This is a genomic window from Rhodanobacter sp. B05 (assembly GCF_002001085.1).
Lineage (GTDB): Bacteria > Pseudomonadota > Gammaproteobacteria > Xanthomonadales > Rhodanobacteraceae > Rhodanobacter.
Window position 1 is genome coordinate 1 of the sequence record NZ_MUNU01000009.1, and the last position, 21380, is coordinate 21380.

The 21380-nt window shown below is 65.9% G+C and carries 15 protein-coding genes; 8 read left to right on the forward strand and 7 right to left on the reverse strand.

Translation table 11 applies throughout. The features are described from left to right. Positions 1-268: 268 nt before the first annotated feature. Positions 269-1273, reverse strand: a complete 1005-nt coding sequence (locus B0E47_RS03110) for a polyprenyl synthetase family protein (RefSeq protein WP_077512439.1) — start codon at positions 1271-1273, stop codon at positions 269-271. 192 nt (positions 1274-1465) lie between these two features. Between B0E47_RS03110 and B0E47_RS03115 the strand changes: the two genes are divergently transcribed. The 3 genes from B0E47_RS03115 to ssb all read left to right on the forward strand — a co-directional run bounded on the left by B0E47_RS03115 (position 1466) and on the right by ssb (position 4439). Next, positions 1466-2662: an MFS transporter gene (locus tag B0E47_RS03115; protein WP_077512441.1), complete on the forward strand. Its 1197-nt coding sequence runs from the start codon at positions 1466-1468 to the stop codon at positions 2660-2662. Between the two features lie 95 nt (positions 2663-2757). Continuing rightward, entirely contained in the window at positions 2758-3741 is a 984-nt protein-coding gene (locus tag B0E47_RS03120; RefSeq protein WP_077512443.1) for a VTT domain-containing protein, read from the forward strand. 179 nt (positions 3742-3920) lie between these two features. Next, on the forward strand, positions 3921-4439 hold the full coding sequence (gene ssb, locus B0E47_RS03125) for a single-stranded DNA-binding protein (protein WP_077512445.1): 519 nt from the start codon (positions 3921-3923) through the stop codon (positions 4437-4439). Positions 4440-4566: 127 nt separating this feature from the next. Here ssb and B0E47_RS03130 read toward each other — a convergent pair whose 3' ends face one another. Then, positions 4567-5424, reverse strand: coding sequence for a LysR family transcriptional regulator (locus B0E47_RS03130; RefSeq protein ID WP_077512447.1), 858 nt, complete (start codon positions 5422-5424; stop codon positions 4567-4569). Positions 5425-5749: 325 nt separating this feature from the next. Here B0E47_RS03130 and B0E47_RS03135 point away from each other — a divergent pair, with 325 nt between their 5' ends. After that, positions 5750-6265 carry a lipocalin-like domain-containing protein gene (locus B0E47_RS03135; RefSeq protein ID WP_077512449.1) on the forward strand — a complete coding sequence of 172 codons (516 nt, stop codon included), beginning with the start codon at positions 5750-5752 and terminating at the stop codon, positions 6263-6265. Between the two features lie 508 nt (positions 6266-6773). On the opposite strand, the gene B0E47_RS03140 is transcribed toward B0E47_RS03135, so the two are convergent. From B0E47_RS03140 to B0E47_RS03160, 5 genes are all read right to left on the reverse strand, one after another. Next, positions 6774-8756, reverse strand: coding sequence for a M1 family aminopeptidase (locus B0E47_RS03140; protein WP_077512700.1), 1983 nt, complete (start codon positions 8754-8756; stop codon positions 6774-6776). 61 nt (positions 8757-8817) lie between these two features. Continuing rightward, on the reverse strand, positions 8818-11217 hold the full coding sequence (locus tag B0E47_RS03145) for a GH92 family glycosyl hydrolase (RefSeq protein WP_077512451.1): 2400 nt from the start codon (positions 11215-11217) through the stop codon (positions 8818-8820). A gap of 117 nt (positions 11218-11334) precedes the next feature. Then, a complete protein-coding gene (locus tag B0E47_RS03150) occupies positions 11335-12543 on the reverse strand; it encodes an AGE family epimerase/isomerase (RefSeq protein ID WP_077512453.1) in 1209 nt (402 codons plus the stop codon). Further along, on the reverse strand, positions 12540-13520 hold the full coding sequence (locus B0E47_RS03155; protein ID WP_077512455.1) for a carbohydrate kinase: 981 nt from the start codon (positions 13518-13520) through the stop codon (positions 12540-12542). Before B0E47_RS03155 ends, B0E47_RS03150 begins: the two co-directional genes overlap by 4 nt. Before the next feature lie 19 nt (positions 13521-13539). Beyond that, the gene (locus tag B0E47_RS03160) at positions 13540-14742 is read right to left on the reverse strand and encodes a sugar MFS transporter (protein ID WP_254422790.1); all 1203 of its coding nucleotides are present in this window, start codon (positions 14740-14742) and stop codon (positions 13540-13542) included. 274 nt (positions 14743-15016) lie between these two features. Between B0E47_RS03160 and B0E47_RS03165 the strand changes: the two genes are divergently transcribed. The 4 genes from B0E47_RS03165 to B0E47_RS03180 all read left to right on the forward strand — a co-directional run bounded on the left by B0E47_RS03165 (position 15017) and on the right by B0E47_RS03180 (position 21335). Continuing rightward, a complete protein-coding gene (locus tag B0E47_RS03165) occupies positions 15017-17338 on the forward strand; it encodes a GH92 family glycosyl hydrolase (RefSeq protein WP_077512459.1) in 2322 nt (773 codons plus the stop codon). Positions 17339-17429: 91 nt separating this feature from the next. Beyond that, positions 17430-19226 (forward strand): ATP-binding protein, encoded by a 1797-nt coding sequence (locus B0E47_RS03170; protein ID WP_077512701.1) that lies wholly within the window; start codon positions 17430-17432, stop codon positions 19224-19226. Then, a complete protein-coding gene (locus B0E47_RS03175) occupies positions 19223-19669 on the forward strand; it encodes a response regulator (RefSeq protein ID WP_077512461.1) in 447 nt (148 codons plus the stop codon). The genes B0E47_RS03170 and B0E47_RS03175 overlap by 4 nt, the downstream gene beginning before the upstream one ends. A 100-nt stretch (positions 19670-19769) precedes the next feature. Beyond that, positions 19770-21335, forward strand: coding sequence for a hybrid sensor histidine kinase/response regulator (locus B0E47_RS03180; RefSeq protein ID WP_254422782.1), 1566 nt, complete (start codon positions 19770-19772; stop codon positions 21333-21335). Positions 21336-21380 lie beyond the last annotated feature (45 nt).

Below are 21380 nucleotides of genomic sequence, written 5' to 3' on the forward strand. Positions count from 1 at the left end.
CAACCAGGACGGCATTTACACGCTTTACTTCGCTCATCATCGGCTGGCCAGCATCGATATGCGTGAAGCCGACTAAACTGTTACCCATGTCCTGGCACGTCCGTTACCCATGTCATCGGTCTAAACAGCCACACAAAGAGAAAGTAACTCGGCCTCCGAAGGAGGCCGAAAGCTCTTGCTCGCCAGCCAGTGAGAGCGGTGCCCCGGCTACAGCAGCAGCGCGAAAACCCTTTGCTCCGAATCGACCGCGGCCGAAACACGACAACCCTCAGAACGAGCGTTGCACCGAGTAGTCGGCCAGCGTGACCAGCGCATCGCGATAGTCGGACGCCGGCAGCAAGGCCAGCTCCTCGCGTGCGGCGCTGGCATGGGCGAAGGCGCGCTGGCGGGTGCGTTCCAGTGCACCGGAGTCGCGGATCGAGGCGATGATGCGGTCCAGCGAATCCAGTCCGCCATGTTCGATCGCGTGGCGCAGCGACTGCGCCTGTTCGGGGCTGGCCTGCTCCAGGGCGTAGATCAGCGGCAGGGTCGGCTTGCCTTCGGCGAGGTCGTCGCCGATGTTCTTGCCGAGGGTGCCGGCGTCGCTGACGTAGTCGAGCAGGTCGTCGGCGATCTGGAACGCGTAGCCCAGTTCCATGCCGTAGCGGCGCAACGCGGCCACCTGATTCTCCGGCAGGCCGCCGAGGATGCCGCCGAGTTCGGTGGCGGCGGCGAACAGCACGGCGGTCTTGCGTTCGATCACGGCCAGGTAATCCGCCTCGCTCACGTCGGCGTTGCCGATGTTGAGCAGTTGCAGCACTTCACCTTCGGCGATGGTGTTGGTGGTGTCGGCGAGGATGCGCATGATGCGCATGTCATCGAGTTCCACCATCAGCTGGAACGAGCGCGAATACAGGAAGTCGCCGACCAGCACGCTGGCGGCATTGCCCCACAAGGCGTTCGCGGTCTTGCGGCCGCGACGCAGGTCGGACTCGTCGACCACGTCGTCGTGCAGCAAGGTGGAGGTGTGGATGAATTCGATGATCGCGGCGAGCTTGACGTGGTGTTCGCCGCGATAGCCGGCAGTGCCGGCGGCCAGCACGTGCAGCATCGGGCGCAGGCGCTTGCCGCCCGAGGCGATGATGTGGTCGGCGATCTGGTTGATCAGCACCACGTCCGAGGCCAGCCGTCGTCGGATCAACGCGTCGACCCGTTGCATGTCGGCGGCCGCGAGGTCGCGTATCCGCGCGAAGTCGTGTGAGGGTCCGTTGAGGGATTCGGCGGGCGTGCTCATGCCATGCTTCGTGAAGACGTGGGCGCCGATTATAAGGGTTTGCGGGCGGGCGCTGTGCCGGTCGCCGCGACGGCGTGCCTGATCGGTGTCGCCGTCGCAGGCGATGTTCGTGACGTTCTGCCGCAGCGGGGACGCGGGCCAGGCCGCCTATAATCGAACGCTTGTGCAATCGAACAAGGTGGGTGCGACGCCGTGAGCAAGCTCAGCAAGGGTGAATTGAAGACATCCTTTGCACTCTCCAGCGTGGTCGGCCTGCGCATGTTCGGCCTGTTCCTGATCATGCCGGTGTTCAGCGCCTATGCGCTGCACCTGCCGGGTGCCACGCCGCTGCTGGTGGGTTTGGCGATCGGCATCTATGGCTTCGCCCAGGCCGCGCTGCAGATACCGGTGGGCCTGCTGTCCGACCGGATCGGGCGGCACCTCACGATCACCCTGGGCCTGCTGGTGTTCGTCATCGGCAGCGTCGTGGCGGCCTGGGCACACGGTATCCACGGGATCATCATCGGCCGCGTGCTGCAGGGCATGGGCGCCGTATCGGGCGCCAGCCAGGCGCTGGCGGCGGATCATTCGCGCGACGACAACCGCAGCAAGGTGATGGGCATCATCGGGATCAGCATCGGCGCGGCCTTCGTGCTGGCGATCGTCCTCGGCGCGCCGCTGGCGCGGATCGGCGGCCTGGCCGGCCTGTTCGGCCTGACCGCTGTGCTTGCGCTGGCCGCGATCGGGTTGCTGTGGGTGCTGGTGCCCCGGCTCGCCGAGCATCGCGCACCCGCCGCGGCGCGGCCGGGTTCGGTGTTGCGGATGCTGGTGAAGCCGCAGCTGACGGTACTGAACGTGTCGGTTTTCATGATGCACACCATGCTGACCGCCGCGTTCGTCGCGTTGCCGCTGATGCTGAAGCAGGACACCGGCATCGCACTGGACAGCCAGTGGGAACTCTACCTGCCGGTGATGCTGATCTCCGCCGTGATCATGGGCGGCGTGCTGCGGCGGGTCACCTCGGTCGCCGGCAGCATGCGGCTGGTGCTGAGCTGTGCCCTTGGCCTGGGGCTGGCGCTGTACGGTTTCAGCCGTGCCGGTCATGGCCACCTGCTGCTGTGGCTGTCGGCGGTGGTGTTCTTCAGCGCGTTCAACCTGCTGGAGGCCAGCCTGCCGAGCCTGGTGTCGCGGCTGGCGCCGGCGCACCTGCGCGGTGCCTCGCTGGGTGCTTACGCCACCTGCCAGTTCCTGGGTGCTGGCGTTGGCGGTGTGCTGGGCGGCATGATGCTGCAGCATGCCGGCGTGTCCGCGGTGTTCGCGGCGGCGGCGACGCTGACCCTGCTGTGGCTGCCGCTGTTGCTGTGGGGACGATCACGGGTGGTTGCTGCCGGCGCGACCGTCGCCGCCTGAGCAGCGGGCTGGCATGCGGGATGGGGTTTGAATCCGCCGCCCGGCGCCCCCATCAAGCAGGGCCTGCGGTTCACGTACGCCTCCGGGGTTCGACGATGGCACATGACATCATCCTGCTGATGGCCCAGTACGGCTTGCTGCTGGTGTTCCTCAACGTGCTGGTCGAACAGGTCGGCGTACCGGTGCCGGCAGTGCCGACCCTGATGGTGGCCGGCGCGCTGGCCGCCAGCGGCAAGCTGCCGCTGCTCGACGTGGTGGGGGTGGCGCTGCTCGCCTGTCTGCTCGGCGACCTGCTCTGGTACTGGGCCGGGCGCCGCTTCGGTGGCGGCGTGATGCGCACGATCTGCCGCATTTCGCTGTCGCCGGATTCCTGCGTGAAACAGTCCGAACTGCGCTTCCAGCGCTGGCGCGGTCGGGTGCTGCTGGTGGCGAAGTTCGTCCCGGGCCTGTCGACCGTGGCGCCGCCGCTGGTCGGGGCGATGGGCCTGCGGCTGCCCGCGTTCCTGTGGCTGGACGGTCTGGGTTCGCTGCTATGGGTGGGTATCGCGGTGGCGCTGGGGCAGGTGTTCGCCAGCCAGATCGATGCCCTGCTCGCGGCCCTGGCCAATGCGGGCACCATGGCGTTCGAGGCGGTGCTGGCCCTGCTCGCGCTGTATATCGCGGTCAAGTGGTGGCAGCGCCGGCGCTTGTTGCGCACGCTGCGAATGGCGCGCGTCACCGTCGACGAGCTGAATGAGGCGATCGCGGCCGGACAGAGTCCGGTGGTGGTCGACGTGCGCTCCGGGATGGCGCGGATGCTGGACTCCCGGGTCATTCCCGGCGCGCTGCTGGCCGATCTGGACAGCGTCGATCGTGCCTTGCACGACATCCCGCCAGATCGCGAACTGGTGATCTATTGCAGCTGCCCCAACGAAGTCTCCGCCGCCAAGGCGGCCAAGCTGCTGATCGCGCTCGGCTACCGTCATGTGCGCCCGCTGCTGGGCGGGCTCGATGCGTGGGATTCGGCCGGCTATGCGATCGAGCGGCTGCCGCCGGACCCCGCCGCCCGCGGCGACGATCCGCTGCATTTGACCGCCTGAGCCGTCGCCCGATGTGCCGCCGTTCGCCGCGCACGGCCCGGTGCGGCCGGGGCTGACGCCTGTTCAGGCTGCTGCCGTCTGGACGCCGCCCCGCCCGCGGTTATGATAGCCAGCCAGTTTCATCACTCCGGCCGCAACCCACTGAAGAATTTGCGGCCGGCTCAACCGAGGACACACCCATGGCACGTGGCGTCAACAAAGTCATCCTGGTCGGCAACCTGGGCTCGGACCCGGAGCTGCGCAGCACCGGCAGCGGCACCAGCATCTGCAGCTTCAGTCTGGCCACCTCCGAGTCGTGGACCGACAAGCAGTCCGGCGAGAAGCAGGAACGCACGGAATGGCACCGGATCAAGATCTTCGGCCGCCTCGGCGAAATCGCCCACGAGTACCTGAAGAAAGGCCGCCAGGTCTACATCGAAGGCTCGATCCGCACCGACAAGTTCACCGGCAAGGACGGCGTGGAAAAGTACTTCACCGACATCATCGCCAGCGAGATGCAGATGCTGGGCAGCGGTGAGGGCGGCGGTGGCGGTGGTGGCAATTACCAGCGCGAGCGTCCGCAGAGCGGCGGCGGCCAGCGCCAGGGCGGCGGCAACTACGGTGGCCAGTCGCGCGGCGGTGACGATCATGGCGGCCAGTCGCGGCAGTCGCCGGCCCCGGCCGACAGCGGCTTCGCGGATGACGAGATTCCTTTTTAGCGAACGCTTAGTTAAAAACGGTGAGAAAAATATCCTGGAAGCCCCGTTTTACGGGGCTTCTTCTTTCTCGCTTTGCACAGAACGCAGACTCACACGGTGCCTTGTCGTTGGCAGATCAGTCTATCGATCAGGCAGTTTTGGACAGATTCTTGAATGCCATCACCAGCGTATGCAGCGCATTGCGCGATCGGCGGTCATGTAGCGCCGAATACAGCACCGCCTCGTGCGTGGGTAGCGGAGGCAATGAAAGCGCGTGGCCGATATCGATGGTGCCAGACGGCGCAGCACGCTTCGGCAGCACGGCGACAGCCAATCCAATCGTCGCTGCAGCCCCCACCACGGCGGCGCCCTTGCCGATAAACACCTCCGTCCAGGCGATGCCGGCATCGTCAAGCGCACGGACCGCTGCCGCACGGATGCTGCATGTTTCCCCCTGGGTCGACAGCGGCAACGGTTGACCTGCACGCGGCTGCCAGTGCGCGGCGGCGATCCAGGCGAACGATTCGGCGAACAGCACTTCACCGTTGCGACGACGATCTTCCGGCTGCAATACCAGGGCAGCATCCAGCACGCCATCGTCGTAGGCCTTGAGCACTTCGTTCGAGCCGGCTACGCGTAGCTCGATCAGCAGATTCGGATCGTGCTCGTTCATCCGACGCAACAAGCCGGGCAACTCGCTGCCCACCAGTTGGTGGCTGATGCCGATAACCAGCCGGCGCTGCTTCACTTCAAATGAGGCGATGGCACGCTCATGCGCCCCAACCAACTCGCGCGCGGCCTCCATGAAAGCGGCCCCCTCGGCAGACAGCCGCACCTGGCGCGGCGTTCGCTCCAGCAGTCGTCGGCCCAACTGGTCTTCCAGGCGGCGCAATTTCAGGCTGATCGCCGATTGCGTGCTGCCCAGCGCGTCTGCGGCACGGGTGAAGCTCTGCAGCTCGGCGGTCAGGACAAACGCCTTGACGGCATCCAGGTCGAGGGATTTCATGGCTAGTCCATGTCATTTTTAAATGACTGAAATACACATTCATATGTTTTCTAAATGAATGATAGCGCACACACTGCGCCGCACATCGTCAATCGAAGCGGCAAATCCGTTCGTGGGCCGGCTTCCAGCCATCATCTGAACAGGTACTTGCTCATGCGCTCGCTCTGGCACGGTCTGCTGACGCTGCACGGCCATGTCGTCGATTCGCGTCGCACGCTCCGATGGGCCGATCCGTCCGCATGGAAAGCACAACAGAACACCGAAAGGACGAATACATCAGGCAGCCATACAGCCGATTCGGCAGAACCTCGCAGGATACCCAGTCATGAAATCAGCAAAGACATTGCTATTCGCCCTACTGACCCTTCTCCCGGTCCACGCAGTCACCGCCTCGGAGCCCGATAGAATGAATACAGTGGCTGCCATCGAAGGCACCTGGGCGCTTGCCTTTGCCGACGTCAAACATCCGGATGGAACGCGCACACATGACTACGGCGATGCTCCCAAGGGCAGGCTGCAAATCGATCATGCCGGGCACTATTCGCTGTTTATCTTCGACAGTTCTCGCCCCAGGTTCGCCGCCAATGACAAGAAAGCAGGGACGCCGAGTGAATTCCGGGACGCCGCACTGGGAACAAGCTCTCATTTCGGCACCGTCGCCATCGACCCCATGAAGGGCACGCTTACCTTCCATATCGAAGGAGCAACGTATCCGAATTGGGAGGGAACTACCCAGGTGCGCAGTTATGCACTGAGCGGTGACATGCTGAGCTACAAGGTGCCGCCGCGACCGAATGGCGATATCCCGTTGACGGGGTGGAAGAGACTACACATTGATTGAAGCGTGCAGATATCCGTTTTCGAGATCCCGTCGTGGACATCGCTGATACGAATCTCTGCGCTTCAGAATCGTTCGATGTACGGCGAGGTTTGAGTTTTGACATTGAAGAGCGATTCCTGCCTTCGCCGGAATGACGAGGTCGGTTGTTTCGACTTTCGATGGGTTTCTACTCTTTTGCCGTCGTCCCTGCGAAGGCAGGGATCGCTCTTCGATTTTGCAGAGCGACTCCTGCCTCCGCAGGAATGACGAGGTCGGTTGTTTCGACTTTCGATGGGTTTCTACTCTTTTGCCGTCGTCCCTGCGAAGGCAGGGATCGCTCTTCGATTTTGCAGAGCGATTCCTGCCTTCGCAGGAATGACGAGATCGGTTGTTTCGGCTTTCGATGGGTTTCTACTCTTTTGCCGTCATCCCTGCGAAGGCAGGGATCGCACTTCGATTTTGCAGAGCGACTCCTGCCTCCGCAGGAATGACGACCTTGGAGATGACGATCGTGTAACTCGTGGTTGGCTTACTTCATCTGCACCGTGTTGTTGCTGCGGTCGCTGTCGGGTAGGGCGCGCGCCGGATCGAGCGTGGCGGACTTCAGCTTGCGCGTGCCGTCGACGTGGATCACGTAGCTGTGGTGTTGCATCCAGGTTTCCCACGGCACGCGCACGTCCTGCTTGCTGCCGTCGTCGTAGACGAGTTCCAGCGTGGCGGGCAGCACCAGCTGGTCGAGGTTGGCCACGGTGATGTCGACGCCCTTGCGGTAGTCGCCGTCGGTGTAGGCAACCTTGGTCACGGCCATGTCGAACTGCCAGTTGTGCTCGAACCAGCCGCGCCAGAACCAGCCGAGGTCTTCGCCGGTGTCGCTTTCCATGAAGCGGAAGAAGTCGGACGGGCTGGGGTGCCGGTAGGCCCAGGTGGCGATGTAGCGGCGGAAGGCGGGGTCGAAGCGTTCCGGGCCGATGATCTGTTCGCGCAGCAACACCAGGCCGAAGGCGGTCTTGAAGTAGGTGATCGGGTGGCGGTATTTCTCCTTGACCGCATCGGCGTAGGTCAGCGGTGGCGGTGCGTCGGCATCCTTCAGGATGGCGGCGATCTGTTCGGCCGGCGTGCCCTTGCCGGGGGCGTATTCGCTGTCGCGCTTGGGTGCGAACTTGCCGCCGTCGAAGGCCTCGGCTTCGTAGACGTCGATGAAGGTGTTGAAGCCTTCGTCCATCCAGGCGTCGCGCCGTTCGTTGCTGCCCACGATCATCGGGAACCAGGTGTGCCCGATCTCGTGCGCGATCAGCCCCTGCAGGTCGCGGCCGGCCGCCTTCTTGTGGTCGAAGGTGATGCCCGGGTACTCCATGCCGCCGGCGGTGCCGGCCTCGTTGATGGCAACCGGCCACGGGTACGGGTAATAGGTGCGCGAGAAGAACTCGACGGATTTCTTCAGGTCCTGCGTGGCCACGCCCCACGCCTGGTCACCGGCGCTTTCCGCCGGATAGGCCGACATCGCCAGCGCGGTCTTGCCGTCGGGCAGGTTGATCCGCGCTGCATCCCAGATATAGGCCTTCGACGCGCCGAAGGCCACGTCGCGGGTGTTCTTCATCGCGAAGTGCCAGGTCAGCGTGCCACCTTGCTGCGGACGGCTGGCCGGGTCGTCGACCTCGGCGGCGGTGCGGATCATCACGGTGGCATCACTGTGACGGGCCTGGTCCAGTCGCACGCGCTCGGTGCGGGTCAGCACGTCCTGCGGGTTGAGCAGCTCGCCGGAGCCGACCACGATCATGTCCGCGGGTACCGTGATGCTGTAGTCGAAGTCGCCGTATTCGAGATAGAACTCGCTGTTGAGGAACGGCTGCGTGTCCCAGCCGCGCAGGTCGTCGTAGACGCACACGCGCGGGTACCACTGCGCCATCTCGAAGATGTCGCCCTGCCGGTTCGCATTGACGTCGGTGCGGCCGCCGAATTCGCCGGGCACGGTGTAGTCCCAGCGGATGTGCAGGTTCAATTTGCCGTCATGCGCCTTCAGCGGAGTCGGCAAGGTGACCTGCATGCGGGTGTCGCTGATCACCCACGTCGCGTTCTGCCGATGGCCGGCGGCATCTTCCACCTCGACCGAACGGATGTGCTCGCCGCTGGTGAATTCGGTGGGGAAATGATCGCCGCCGAAGGCGCCGCGCGCATCCTTGCGGTAGCGGTTCTGTTCCACCTGCAGCCAGATCACGTCGAGCGCGTCCGGGCTGTGGTTGGTGTAGCTGATGATTTCGCTGCCGCTGAGCTTGCGCGTCGACGGATCCAGCGTGGCCTTGATGGTGTAGTCGGCGCGGTTCTGCCAGAACGCCGGGCCGGGCCGACCACTGGCGTCGCGCATGGCGTTGGCCGGCTGCGGGTAGGTGAACGGTGCAAACGTGTGCAGCGGATTGAAATTGCCGGTAGCCGTGTCCGCCGCCTGCAGCGGCTGGCTGGCCGTCAGCAGGCACGCCACGCCGATGGCGAGACGGATGATTGTTGCTTTCGTCATGTGCAGGAATTCCATGGATCGGAAGACAGGTGCGGCGCGGGAGTGCGCAGAGACCGCTGGCTCAACCATCGTGCCGGGTGCGCACGGGTCGACCAGCCGGCGGCGGAAACGAGGGCGGCGACGCGGCAGCGCCGGCGCCCCATGCAGGGTTCGGCGTGGCACCCAGGGTGTAATGCAGCGTGCCGCCATGCACGACCAGGGCCGGTGTCAGCCAGGGCTGGTCGTGTGGCTTGCCATCGACGCTGAGTGACTGCACGAAGAGCGCGCGCGCCGAGGCGCCGGGCGCCTCGATGGTCACGTCGCCGCCGCTGCCGTGCACCACGGCATGCGGAAACAGCGGGCTGCCCAGCAGCAGTTCGGCGCGGCCGGGGATTTCCGGATACATGCCCAGCGCGGCCCACACGTACCACGACGACATCTCGCCGAGATCGTCGTTGCCGGGGATGCCGTCCGGTGCGTTCTTCCAGATCGTGTCGACCACGATGCGCACCGCCTTCTGCGTCTTCCACGGCTGGCCGGCGTAGTCGTACAGCCATGGCGTGGCCACCGACGGTTCGTTGTCCAGCTCGGCGTGCAGCAGGCCGGCCTTGGTCAGCGCCCAGTGGCCATTCTTGTCGTGAAAGAACGCGTCCAGCCGTGCGGTGGCCTTGTCGCGGCCGCCCAGCGTATCGAACAGGCCGTGCACGTCGAACGGCACCATCCACAGGTAGACCGCGGCGCTGGCCTCGACGAAGCCGTCGTCGGTGTCCGGCGTGAACGCGGGCCAGCTGCCGTCGGCGTTGCGGTTCTGGATGTAGCCGCCTTTCGGCGTGGCCTTGGGGTTGAACAGGTTGCGCCAGTAGCCGGCGCGGGTGAGGAAGCGCTGCTGGCCGGCGTGGTCGCCGACGCGGCGCGCGAGTTCGGACAGCGCGAAGTCGGCGCTGGCATCTTCCAGCGTCTCGCCGGCACCGCCCCAGGCGTGCGACTTGCTGGCGATGTAGTGCAGCTTCAGCCACTGGTCGAGCGAGGGCCGCTGACCCACGCACTCGACGTTGCAACCGTCGTCGCTGAGGTCGTTGGCGGTGACCACGGTGGCCGCCGTGCGCAGCGAATCGTAGGCGCCGCGCAGGTCGAAGCCATGGCCGCCGAACGCCACGATGTCGGCCAGCGCGGGCACCGCCGGGTCGCCGCTCATCACGTGGGTGCCGCCGGAGTTGTGCGTCCAGCGATCCCACTCTCCGTGGTTCTGTTGCGCCTGGTGGTACAGCGATTGCGCGATGTCGCTGCCGGTCTGCGGCTGCAGCCAGGTCACCAGTTGCAGGTGCGAGCGGTAGATGTCCCAGCCGGAGAAATTCGCGTACTGCGCGTGTTGGCCGGGAGCGAGGCAGTGGGTTTGCTGGTCGAAGCCGCGGTATTCACCGTTGACGTCGCTGTATACGTTCGGGTGCATCAGCACGTGGTACAGCGCGGTGTAGAACGTGGTGCGCTGGTCGACGCTGCCGCCTTCGATGGCGATGCCGCCGAGCGCCTTGTCCCAGCGGTCGTGCGCGCGCTGGCGGACTTGTGCCAGCGTGGTGCCGGCCGGGATTTCGGCCTTGAGGTTGGCGTGCGCGTTGGCGAGGCTGACGTAGGAAATCCCCACGCGTACGTGCACGCTGCTGCCATCGGCGAAACCGACCCACGCGCCGGAGCCCTTGCCCAGCGGCGGGAATCCCTTGTCGGCGTAGCTGGTGCCGCCGCTGGCCGCGGTGCCGCCCGGCTGCACGTCGGCATCGTGCCAGCTGCCAGTGTGGGTGAACGGCTGGTCGAACTGCGCCACGAAATACAGCGTGTAGTAGCTGCGCTGGTCGGCCTTGGCCAGGTAGCCGCAGAAGTTGCCGCTGGTGACCGAGCCGGTGACGCTACGATTGGCGCGATCGACATGCACGTCGGCGGCGCTGCTGCCCACTTCGGAGTCGGAGCTGCGGACCAGCAGGTTGGCCGGCTTGCCGGCCGGGAACGCGAAGCCGGCGATGCCGCTGTGCATCGCTGCGCTCAGCTGCACGTCGGTGCCGTTGGCCAGCTTCACCTGGTAGTAGCCCGCTTCGGCGTGTTCGTCGGCGTGGCTGAAATCGCTGGCGTAGCGGCTGTCGTCGTCATCGGCGGAGGGCGATGTGCCGATCGCCGCGGTGATCGGCATGAACGGCACGTCGCCGCTGGCCCCGGCGCAACCGGTGCCGGACAGATGGGTCAGGCTGAAGCCGCGGATGCGCGTGGCGCTGTGCAGATAGCCGCCCGGTGCCGCGGTGCGGTTGTGCTTGCCGCGGGTGTTTTCCGGGCTCCACGCCAGCATGCCGAACGGTAGCATCGCGCCGGGAAAGGTGTTGCCGCCGTTGCTGCTGCCGATCAGCGGGTTGACCGATGAAGCAGGCGATTGCGCGATCGCTGCGACGCTGAAAAGCGCGCTGGCGACCAGGGTGGCAAGACGAAGGGGTGGGCGCATGTGATTCTCCGGTAGGAGCCCGCTTGCGGGCGATGCTCTTTACACGGGATTCGGGATGACCAGACGTTCGTCTGTTGAAAGACGGGATTTGCAAGAGCATCGCCCGCAAGCGGGCTCCTACAAGTTGGCGGCTTGTTGCAGGCGCAGCAGTTCGTGGCAGGCACCCATGGTGTGGTAGTCGCACTTGCCGGCCGGGCTCTTGTCGTCGTCGACCTTGCGGTTGTCGCGGGTGAGGATGCGATACCACGCGCCGTACTTGTGATCGACGAAATGCTGCCACGCGTACGCCCACAGTTTCCCGTACCAATCGTCATAGGCGGCAAGACCGGTGCGCGCATGCAGCAGCGCGGCGGCAACGAGCGATTCGGCCTGCACCCAGAAATACTTGTCGTCGTCGCAGACGCTGCCGTCCGGCGCGAAGCCGTAGCAGATGCCGCCGTAGTCGTTGTCCCACGCACGCGCCAGCGCGGTGTCGAACAGGTGTTGCGCGGTGGGCAGCAGCCAGTCTTCTTTGCGACCGCGTTTGCGAAGCAGCGGCTCCATGATCAGCAGCAGCTTGGCCCATTCGGTCTGGTGGCCGGGCTGGAAACCCCACGGGCGAAACAGATGTTTGGGATCGTCGCGGTGGTAGTCCCAGTCGATGGCCCAGTCGCGGTCGTAGTGCTCCCACACCAGGCCGTCGGCCTTGGCGGCTTGGCGGCGGGTCATGTGGTCGGCGAGGGTGTACGCGCGTTCCAGGTAGCGCGGGTCACTGCTGGCCTGGTACGCGGCCAGCATCGCCTCGCACATGTGCATGTTCGCGTTCTGCCCGCGGTAGTCGCTGAAGTGCCAGTCCGCGTCGGCTTCGTCGCGGTACAGGCCGGCGTCGGCATCCCAGTAGTGCTGCTCCAGCAGGTTCCAGGTTTCGTCCATCCAGGCAGCGGCCTGGGCGATGCCGGCCTTGCACGCGGTGGCGTAGGCGAGCAGCACGAAGGCGACACCGTAGGCGTGGTTGGTGCGGTCTTCCGGCTGCTCGTCGCGGATCGTCCAGGCGTAGCCGCCGGTGTACGGGTCGCGATGCACTTCGCGCAGATAGCGCAGGCCGTGGCGGGCGGCGTCCAGATATGCCTGGTTGTCGAACTCGATCGCCGCCATCGCGTAGTTGAAGACGAAGCGGGTGCTGCTGACTAGATGGCGATGGCTGCGCTCGTAGATCGTGCCGTCGTCCTTGAAGTAGTGGAAGAAGCCGCCGGCCGGATCGATCGCGTGCGGGTGGTAGAACGCCATCGTTTGCGCGATGTGTTCGCGCAGGAATTCGGGCGAGCGGAAATCGGGCGTGGCACTCATGCCTGGTTCTCCATGAAGGCCAGCACTTCGTCGCCGCTCGGCATGGCGGCGAACGAACCCTGGCGGGTCACGGTGAGTGCCCCGCTGGCCGCGGCGAAGCGCAGCATCGCGTGCAGGCGTGGCAACTGGCTCACCAGCTGGTCGAGCCGGTCGGGCGATGGTTCGAGCTCGGCCAGGCAGCACAACAAGGCGCCGACAAAGGCATCGCCGGCCGCCGTGCTGTCGACCACCTTTACCGCATAGCCGGGCAGTTCGCCCTCGGCGTCGGGATGGAACCAGCGCAGTGGCTTCGCGCCATCGGTGACCACCAGCAGTCGGGTGCGGCCCAGCCACAGCCGATCGAGCGCGGCCTGCTCACCGTCCACCGCCAGCCAGGTGAACTCCTCGGCGGAGAGTTTCACCACGTCGGCCAGGTGCAGCGCCGGCCACACCAGTGGCAATGGATCGACACCGGCTGGCCACAATGCCGGGCGCAGGTTCAGATCGAAACTGACTAGGGCGCCGGCACGCTGCGCGCGCTGCATGCCCTCGCGCGTGGGCGCGGCCAGGGCGGGGTCGGTCATACTGTTGGAGCAGACGTGGAATACCGCCACCTCGGCGAACGCCTCCGCGCGGAAATCGCTGGCGCGGAATTGCAGGTCGGCGGTGTGCTCGCGATAGAAGCTGAAACTGCGCTCGCCGTGGGCGTCCAGGTTGACGAAGGCCAGCGCGGTGTTGGCGTTGTCGGTACGCGCCACATCCGCGGTGCCGACGCCGGCCTGCTGCAGGCTGGCCAGCAGGAAGTCGCCGAACGGGTCAGCGGCCAGCATGCCGGCGAAGCGCGCGACGCCGCCGAGCCGCGCCGCCGCCACCGCGACATTGGCTGGTGCACCGCCGGCGAACGGCGTGAAGGCGGCGGCGAAACCGTGCGGATCGACGCCGCTGGCGTGCAGGTCGATGAGCGCCTCGCCGAAACAGAGGATGGGTCGTTGGGTCATGTGCGGGGACGGAGCAAGATCAGTCGGCGCTGCTGCGGATCTTCGAGCCACTGACGCCGTAGAACACGATGTACAGATAGCACAGCAACGGCAGGAAGAACGCGTGATGCAGGCCCACGTGGTCGGCAATCACGCCCTGCAGTTGCGGGATCACCGCGCCGCCGACGATGGCCATGATCAACAGGCTGGAGGCCTTGCTGGTCATCGGCCCCAGCCGCTCGATGCCGAGCGCGAAGATGGTCGGGAACATGATCGAGTTGAACAGGCCGATCGCGATGATGCTGTACATCGCCACGTTGCCGGTGCTCAGCATGGTGGTGGCTACCAGCAGCGCGTTGATCGCGGCGAATGTCGCCAACAGTTTGCGTGGCGAGAACCAGGCCATGATCCATGAGCCGGCAAAGCGGCCGATCATTGCCCCGCCCCAGTACCAGGAAACGTATTTCGCGGCCTGCTGCTCGCTCAGATGGCCGATGTCGGGCATCGACAGGTAGTTGACCATGAAGCTGCCGATCGATACCTCGGCGCCGACATAGAAGAAGATGCCGAGCACGCCGAACAGCACATGCGGATGGCTTAACACCTCGGCGAAGCTGTGGCGGCCATGGTCGTCCTTGTCGGTGGCCTCGGCCAGCGCGGGCAGGCGGAACAGCCAGACGAATACCGCGAGCAGGAACAGCACCACCGCCAGGCCGATGTACGGACCTTGCACGGCGTGCGCCTGCTGCGCCTGGTAGGCCAGTTGATCGGCCGGGGCCAGCGCCGCCAGTTCGGTCGGATTCTTCACCACGTTGGAGAGGATCAGCAGTCCGCCGAACCACGGCGCCAGGAAGGTGCCGAACGAATTCAGCGCCTGCGCCAGGGTCAGCCGGCTGGAGCTGGTCTTCTCCGGCCCGAGCAGGGCGACATACGGGTTGGCGGCCACCTGCAACACGGTGATGCCGGTGGCCAGCACGAACAGCGCGCCCAGGAAGGCGGGATACAGATGGAGTGCCGCGGCGGGCCAGAAACCCAGCGCACCGATGCCGGCAATCGCCAGGCCGGCCACGATGCCTTTCTTGTAACCCAGCGCCGCCACCAGCCGGCCGGCCGGCATGCCCATCAGGAAGTAGGCGCCGAAAAAGGTGAACTGAACCAGCATCACTTCGGTGTAGTTGAGCTGGAAGCTCGACTTCAGATGCGGGATCAGGATGTCGTTGAGGCAGGTCAGGAAGCCCCACATGAAGAAGATCGTGGTGAGCACGCCCAGCGCCAGCGGGTGGCTGGTGTAACGGTCGTGCGATGCGTCGGCACCCGGCGCGGATGCGGGCACGGGCGTAGCGGCAAAGGCCATGGCGATTTTCCGTTGCTGAGATGGTGGGCGGTGTCGCGGGTCCGGCAGGCGGACGCGCAGCTGCGACAATGTAACCGTTTTCATGTGTCTGCCAATCACGCGGTGCAACATCCCCGCCGGCAGTGCTACCGTCGGCATTTGCCGTTCGCCGGAGAGACGTCCGATGTCCCGATTCATGGTTCTGCTGCCGGCGCTGCTGGCGTTGGCGATCAGTGCGCCGGTTGCCGCCGCGAGCGGCCACGCAGGCGACGTCGACCCACGCATCGGCACCGGCGGCGATGGCCACACCTTTCCCGGCGCCACGGTGCCGTTCGGCATGATCCAGCTGTCGCCGGACACCGCGATGCCGGATTTCAAGCATGCCTACAAATGGGCCGCCGGCTACCAGTACGGCGATCCCACCATCATGGGTTTTTCGCACACGCACTTCTCCGGCTCCGGCCATTCGGACCTGGGCGACGTGCTGGTGATGCCGATTGCCGGCGCAGTGCGACTGGACCCGGGCGATCCGTCCAGGCCGGACAGCGGCTACCGTTCGCGCTTTTCGCATGCCAGCGAAGTGGTGCAGACCGGTTACTACGCGGTGACGCTGAGCGACTACGGCGTGCGCGCCGAGCTCACCGCGGGGCGGCGGGTGGGCTGGCACCGCTACACCTTCCCGAAGGATCAGCCGGCGCATCTGTTGCTCGACCTGCGGCCTAGCATCTACGACTACCCGGGCAAGGTGCTGTGGGCGAGCCTGCGCGTGCACCCCGATGGCAGCGTCACCGGCTGCCGCACCACGCGCGGCTGGGCACCGGGGCGCGAGCTGTGTTTCGCGATGCGCTTCTCGCAGCCGATGATCTCGCGCGAGCTTTACAACCGCGAGACGGATCTGGTCTACAAGGGCTTCGCCGGGCCAGGCAACCGGGCGGAAGACCATGACGCACAGAACGGTCGTGCGCTGGAGGGCGTGTTCGACTTCGGCAAGTTGAGCAAGCCGCTGGAAGTGAAGGTGGCGATCTCGCCGGTGAGCGAAGCCAACGCGCTGGCCAACCTCGACCAGGACGGCAAGGGCTGGGATTTCGATGCACGTCGTGCCGAGGCGACCGCGGCGTGGAACAAGGCGTTGGCGGTGATCGATGTCGATGCGCCGAAGTCGGACCGGACCATGTTCTACACCGCGCTCTACCATGCGATGCTGGCGCCGACGCTGAGCATGGATGTGAATGGCGAATACCGGGGCCCGGATCACGCGGTGCATCGGGCGCAGGGCTTCGATTTCTATTCCAGCTGGTCGCTGTGGGATGTGTACCGTGCGCAGCAGCCGCTGATGGTGCTGCTGGATCCCGCCCGCAGCACGGACTTCATCCGTTCGCTGATCGCCGCCGGCCAGGCCAGCCCGTTCGGTATCCTGCCGGTGTGGGCGTACCAGGGCCTGGAAACGTGGTGCATGATCGGCTACCACGCGGTGCCGGTGATCGCCGATGCGTACATCAAGGGCGTGCGCGGATTCGACGCTGACGCCGCGCTGAAACTGATGGTCGCCAGCGCCACCTACGGACCTTACGGCGACCTCGCCGATTACATGAAGCTCGGCTACGTGCCGATCGACCATGAGCCCGAGGCGGCGTCGAAGACGCTGGAATACGCCTACGACGACTGGTCGCTGGCGCAGATGGCTGGCGCGATGGGCAAGCGCGGCATCGCCGCCACCTTCATGCAGCGGGCCGGCAACTGGCGCAACGCCTGGGATCCGAAGACCGGCTTCATGCGGGCCAAGCTCAGCAACGGCCAGTTCCGCGAACCGTTCGATCCGACCTTCGCCGGCTACGGCAGCGACTACACCGAGGGCAATGCCTGGCAGTACTCGTGGTACGTGCCGCAGGACGTGCCCGGGCTGATCCGCGCGATGGGCGGCGATGCGAAGTTCACGGCCAAACTCGACCAGGTGTTCGACGCCAAGGTCGACCCGGCGCACTTCAAGAACGTCGAGGACATCACCGGCCTGATCGGCTGGTACGCGCATGGCAACGAGCCGAGCCATCACATCGCCTACCTGTACGACTATGCCGGGGCAGCGTGGAAGACCCAGCAGCGGCTGAAGCAGATCATGGACAGCCAGTACGCGCCGCGCCCCGATGGCCTCAGCGGCAACGACGACCTGGGCCAGATGTCGGCGTGGTACATCTTCACCGCGCTCGGCTTCTATCCGGTGACGCCGGCCAGCGACGTGTACGCGATCGGGCGACCGTTCGTGCGCCAGGCCACCATCCACCTGCCCAACGGGCATGCGTTCACGGTCACGGCATCGCCGCTGGACGCGGCGCACCCGTGGGTCGGGGCGGTCACCCTCAATGGCAAGCCACTGGAGCGCACCTATCTGCGGCACGCGGAGATCCTGGCCGGCGGCGAACTGCATTTCACGATGCAGGCCGAGCCGAACAGGGCCTGGGGCAACGGCGCCGCCGCGCGGCCCGTGGCGGTGAGCCAGCCAGGCCGGTGAGCGGCGCCGGCGGCTTCACGGACGGCGCGGCGAAACATGCCAGAATGTCCGCAGTCTTTTCCGGGTCGGGTTGGCCGATGCTGCACGCCAGATGAAAGTGCGGGAAATCATCCGCTGGCGCACCGCCGGCCTGCTGCTGGCGATGCTGATCATTGTCGGCTTGCCGTACATCGTCACGCTGGGGAATTCGCGGGATACCGAACTGGCCACCGAATGGGTAACCCATTCGGCCGAGGTGAGGTCGCGGGCCTATCAGGTTGCCTACGTCGTGCATGACAGCGAGGCGGCGATCTATCGGTTGCTGGCGGGCGACGAGAATGACCCGACGCGCGCGCGCGCCGCGCGCGTCGCCCGGGAAGTGCCGGATCTGCTGCGGCAACTGCGGTTGATGACGCGCGACAACGCCGAGCAGCAGACCTTGATCGGCTCGCTGGAAAGCAGCGTGAATGGCCGCATGACCCTGATGAATCAGGCGCTGGCGCGTTTGCAGCGCGGCGATCGGCCCGGTGCCCGGCAGTCGCTGCGTGACGCCGACGACCTGTTCGGGATGAATGCGCAGATTGCCGGCATCGTGAAGAACGAGAACACGTTGCTGACGCTGCGGCAGTCGGAGGCGCAGCATCAGGCCTTCAATGGTCGCCTGGTGCTCTCGATCACCGCGCTGGCGCAGCTGCTGCTGCTGACGATCATCGTGATCGCCTCCGAGCGGCAGATCGGCCAGCGCCGGCAGGCAGAGACTCGTGAGGGCCGCGCGGTGCAGCGCTCGCAGCTGATTTTCCAGGCTGTGCGCGAGCCGATCGCGCTGTTCGACCAGGATCTGAACAGCCTGCTGGTGAACAACGCCTTCGGCGAGCTGTACGGACTGGATCCGCAGGCCCGTTCCCAGCCATTGAGCCAGATTGGCGACGGCGCCTGGAACGACAGTGTCCTGTTGCAACGGCTGAGCGACGTGCTGCTGCGGGATCGTGAACTGTGGGATCACGACGTGATCCAGCGCACCGTCGACGGGGTCGATCGCCATGTGGTGGTCAATGCACGGCGTCTGCGCCAACAGGACACCGACGCACCGGCGCTGCTGCTGACGGTGAGCGATGTCACCACCCGCGCGCTGGCCGAGCAGAAGGTCAACGAGTTGAACCACCAGTTGGAAGGCAAGGTGGCGCAGGTTTCCGACGTCAATCGCGAGCTGGAGGCGTTCAGTTATTCGGTATCGCACGATCTGCGCGCACCGCTGCGTCACATCGCCGGCTTCGTGCGCAAGCTGGAACAGCATCTGGGCGAGCGCGTCGACGACAAGGCGAGTCATTACCTCGAGGTGATCGGCAATTCGGCCCAGCGCATGGCGCAGTTGATCGACGACCTGCTGGTCTTTTCGCGGCTGGGCCGCGGGCCGCTGCGGCTGCAGGCGGTGGACATGCAATCGTTGGCCGAGGAGGCCGGTGCGCTGGCCGAATCCGGCCATGAGGGCCGGCGCATCGTCTGGACGATCGCGGCGCTGCCGATGGTGATCGGCGACGCCAACATGTTGCGCACGGTATGGCAGAATCTGCTCGGCAACGCGGTCAAGTACACCGGCAAGTGTGAGGTGGCGCGGATCGAGGTGAGCGCACGGCATGGGAGCCGCGGCGATTACGAGTTCACGGTGGCCGACAACGGCGCCGGTTTCGACATGCAGTACGCGGACAAGCTGTTCGGGGTGTTCCAGCGCCTGCATCGGGCCACGGAATTTCCCGGCAACGGCATCGGCCTGGCCAACGTGCGGCGCATCGTCGCGCGCCACGGCGGCCGGATCTGGGCCGAGGCGAAGCCGGACCAGGGCGCAAGGTTTCATTTCACGCTGCCGGCCACCGACGTGGCCGGTGCACGCAACGGAGATTCTGGGCCATGAACAAGAAAGAGTTGCGCACCGTGCTGCTGGTGGAAGACAGCGTGGCCGATGCGGAAATGACGATGGACGCCCTGACCGAGGCCCACCTGGCCAATCCCGTGGTGCATGTGGAAGACGGGGTGGAATGCCTGGATTACCTGTATGGGCGCGGAGCATGGGCCTCGCGCGATCCGGGCGATCCGGCGGTGGTGTTGCTGGACATCAAGATGCCGCGGATGAATGGCTTCGACGTGCTGACGCAGTTGCGCGCCGACGAGCGGATGCGGCGAATCCCGGTGGTGATCCTGTCCTCTTCGCACGAAGAGAGCGATCTGGCGCGCAGCTGGGATCTCGGCGCCAACGCCTATGTGATCAAGCCGGTCGACGTGGATCAGTTCTTCGAGGCCGTGCGCACGCTGGGGCAGTTCTGGGCCGTGCTGAACGAGGCGCCAGAAGCGGAGTGATCGGAACGGATTTGATGCACAATGGCGTTCATCAGGGGTACGCCCGACCGGCAAGCGGCCAATTGCAGCACGATGTCGCGACGGCGTAACGAGGAATACCATGCCAAACCGGTCGCAGGCGATGCCGACCATTCGCATCCTCCAGGTGGAGGACAGCGAGCTGGATGCCGAGCTGGTGCTGGCCGAGCTTGAAGCCGATGGCATCCCGCATGAAGCGCGTCTGGTCGATGACGAAGCAGGCTACCTCGCGGCGCTGAAGGAGTTCGACCCGCACATCGTCCTGTCCGACCTGAGCGTGCCGGGCTTCTCCGGCCAGCGCGCGCTGGAGTTGTTGCGCGAACGCGACGAGGATCTGCCGTTCATCTTCGTCTCCGCGACCCTCGGCGAGGAGGCGGCGATCGAGGCTCTGCGCAAGGGCGCCACCGATTACATCCTCAAGCAGAACCCGGCCCGGCTGGCCAGCGCGGTGCGTCGCGCGCTTGCCGAAGTGGACGCGCGCAAGGCGAGTCGCCGGGCCGAGGCGGAGCTGCTTCGCGCGCAGCGTTTCGAGAGCCTGGCGATGCTGGCCGGCGGCCTCAGCCACGACCTGCGCAACCTGCTGCAGCCGCTGTTGCTGGCAGGCGACAGCCTGCAGGATTACCAGGACGATCCGCGCCTGGCCCGGCTCGGCAAGCTGGTGCGCGACTGCGGCAAGCGCGGCCTGGACATGGTGCACTCGATGCTGTCGTTTGCGCGTGGCGCGCGGCGCGCCGAGCAGGTGCGCCTCGGCGCCCTGTTCAACGCGTTCGGGCTGTTGATGCAGGGCAGCGTGCCACGCGCCGTGGCGATGGAGTTGGCCATCGACGACCCGGAGCTTTCGTTCGAGGGTAATCACACCGAATTGCAGCAGTGCCTGCTCAACCTGTGCCTGAACGCGATCCAGGCGATGCCTGACGGCGGCAAGCTGCGCATCGAGGCCTCGCAGACGCGGCTGGACGTGGAATTCTTCCGGCCCGAGGAGCAGACACGGGACGGTCGCTACCTGTGCATCAGCGTGATCGACACTGGGCCCGGCATGGATCAGGACGTGCTGCAGCACCTGTTCGAGCCGTTCTTCACGACCAAGGAGAGCGGCACCGGCCTGGGGCTGCTGTCGTGCAAGCGCATCGTCGCCAGCCACGGCGGCGTGATGCGGGTGGACAGCAATCCGGGCAGCGGAAGCCGCTTCGACCTTTACATCCCGCTGGACGAACTGGTCGCCGACGCCACCTCGCTGAACGACCTGGAGGGCTTGGAAGGGTCGGCCGAGCGGGTGCTGGTGGTGGTCGAGGAAGCTGGCCAGTTGTCGATACTGGCCGATACCCTGGACACCTGGGGCTACCAGGCACATGCCAGCCAGAGCGGCGCCGCGGCGCTGCAGTGGATCGAGGCCGGCGGCCTGCCGGATCTGGTGGTGCTGGATGCGGACATGAGCCTGTTGACGGGTGTGCGCACCCTTGCGGCCCTGGTCGACCATGGTTACCAGGGCGGCGTGATCCTGCTGGCGCGCCCGGATGCACCGCCGGATCTGCAGGAGTTGCCGCCGCTGGAGCACCTGCACGTGATCGACAAGCCGATCACCACTCTGGCGCTGTTGCGCGCGCTGCGCAAGGCGCTGGGTGGCGCCGGCGCAGGCGGAGTGGCTTGAGTCGCGCGACCCCGGTGCTTCGCGCATGCCGCTCCGACGCGCCAG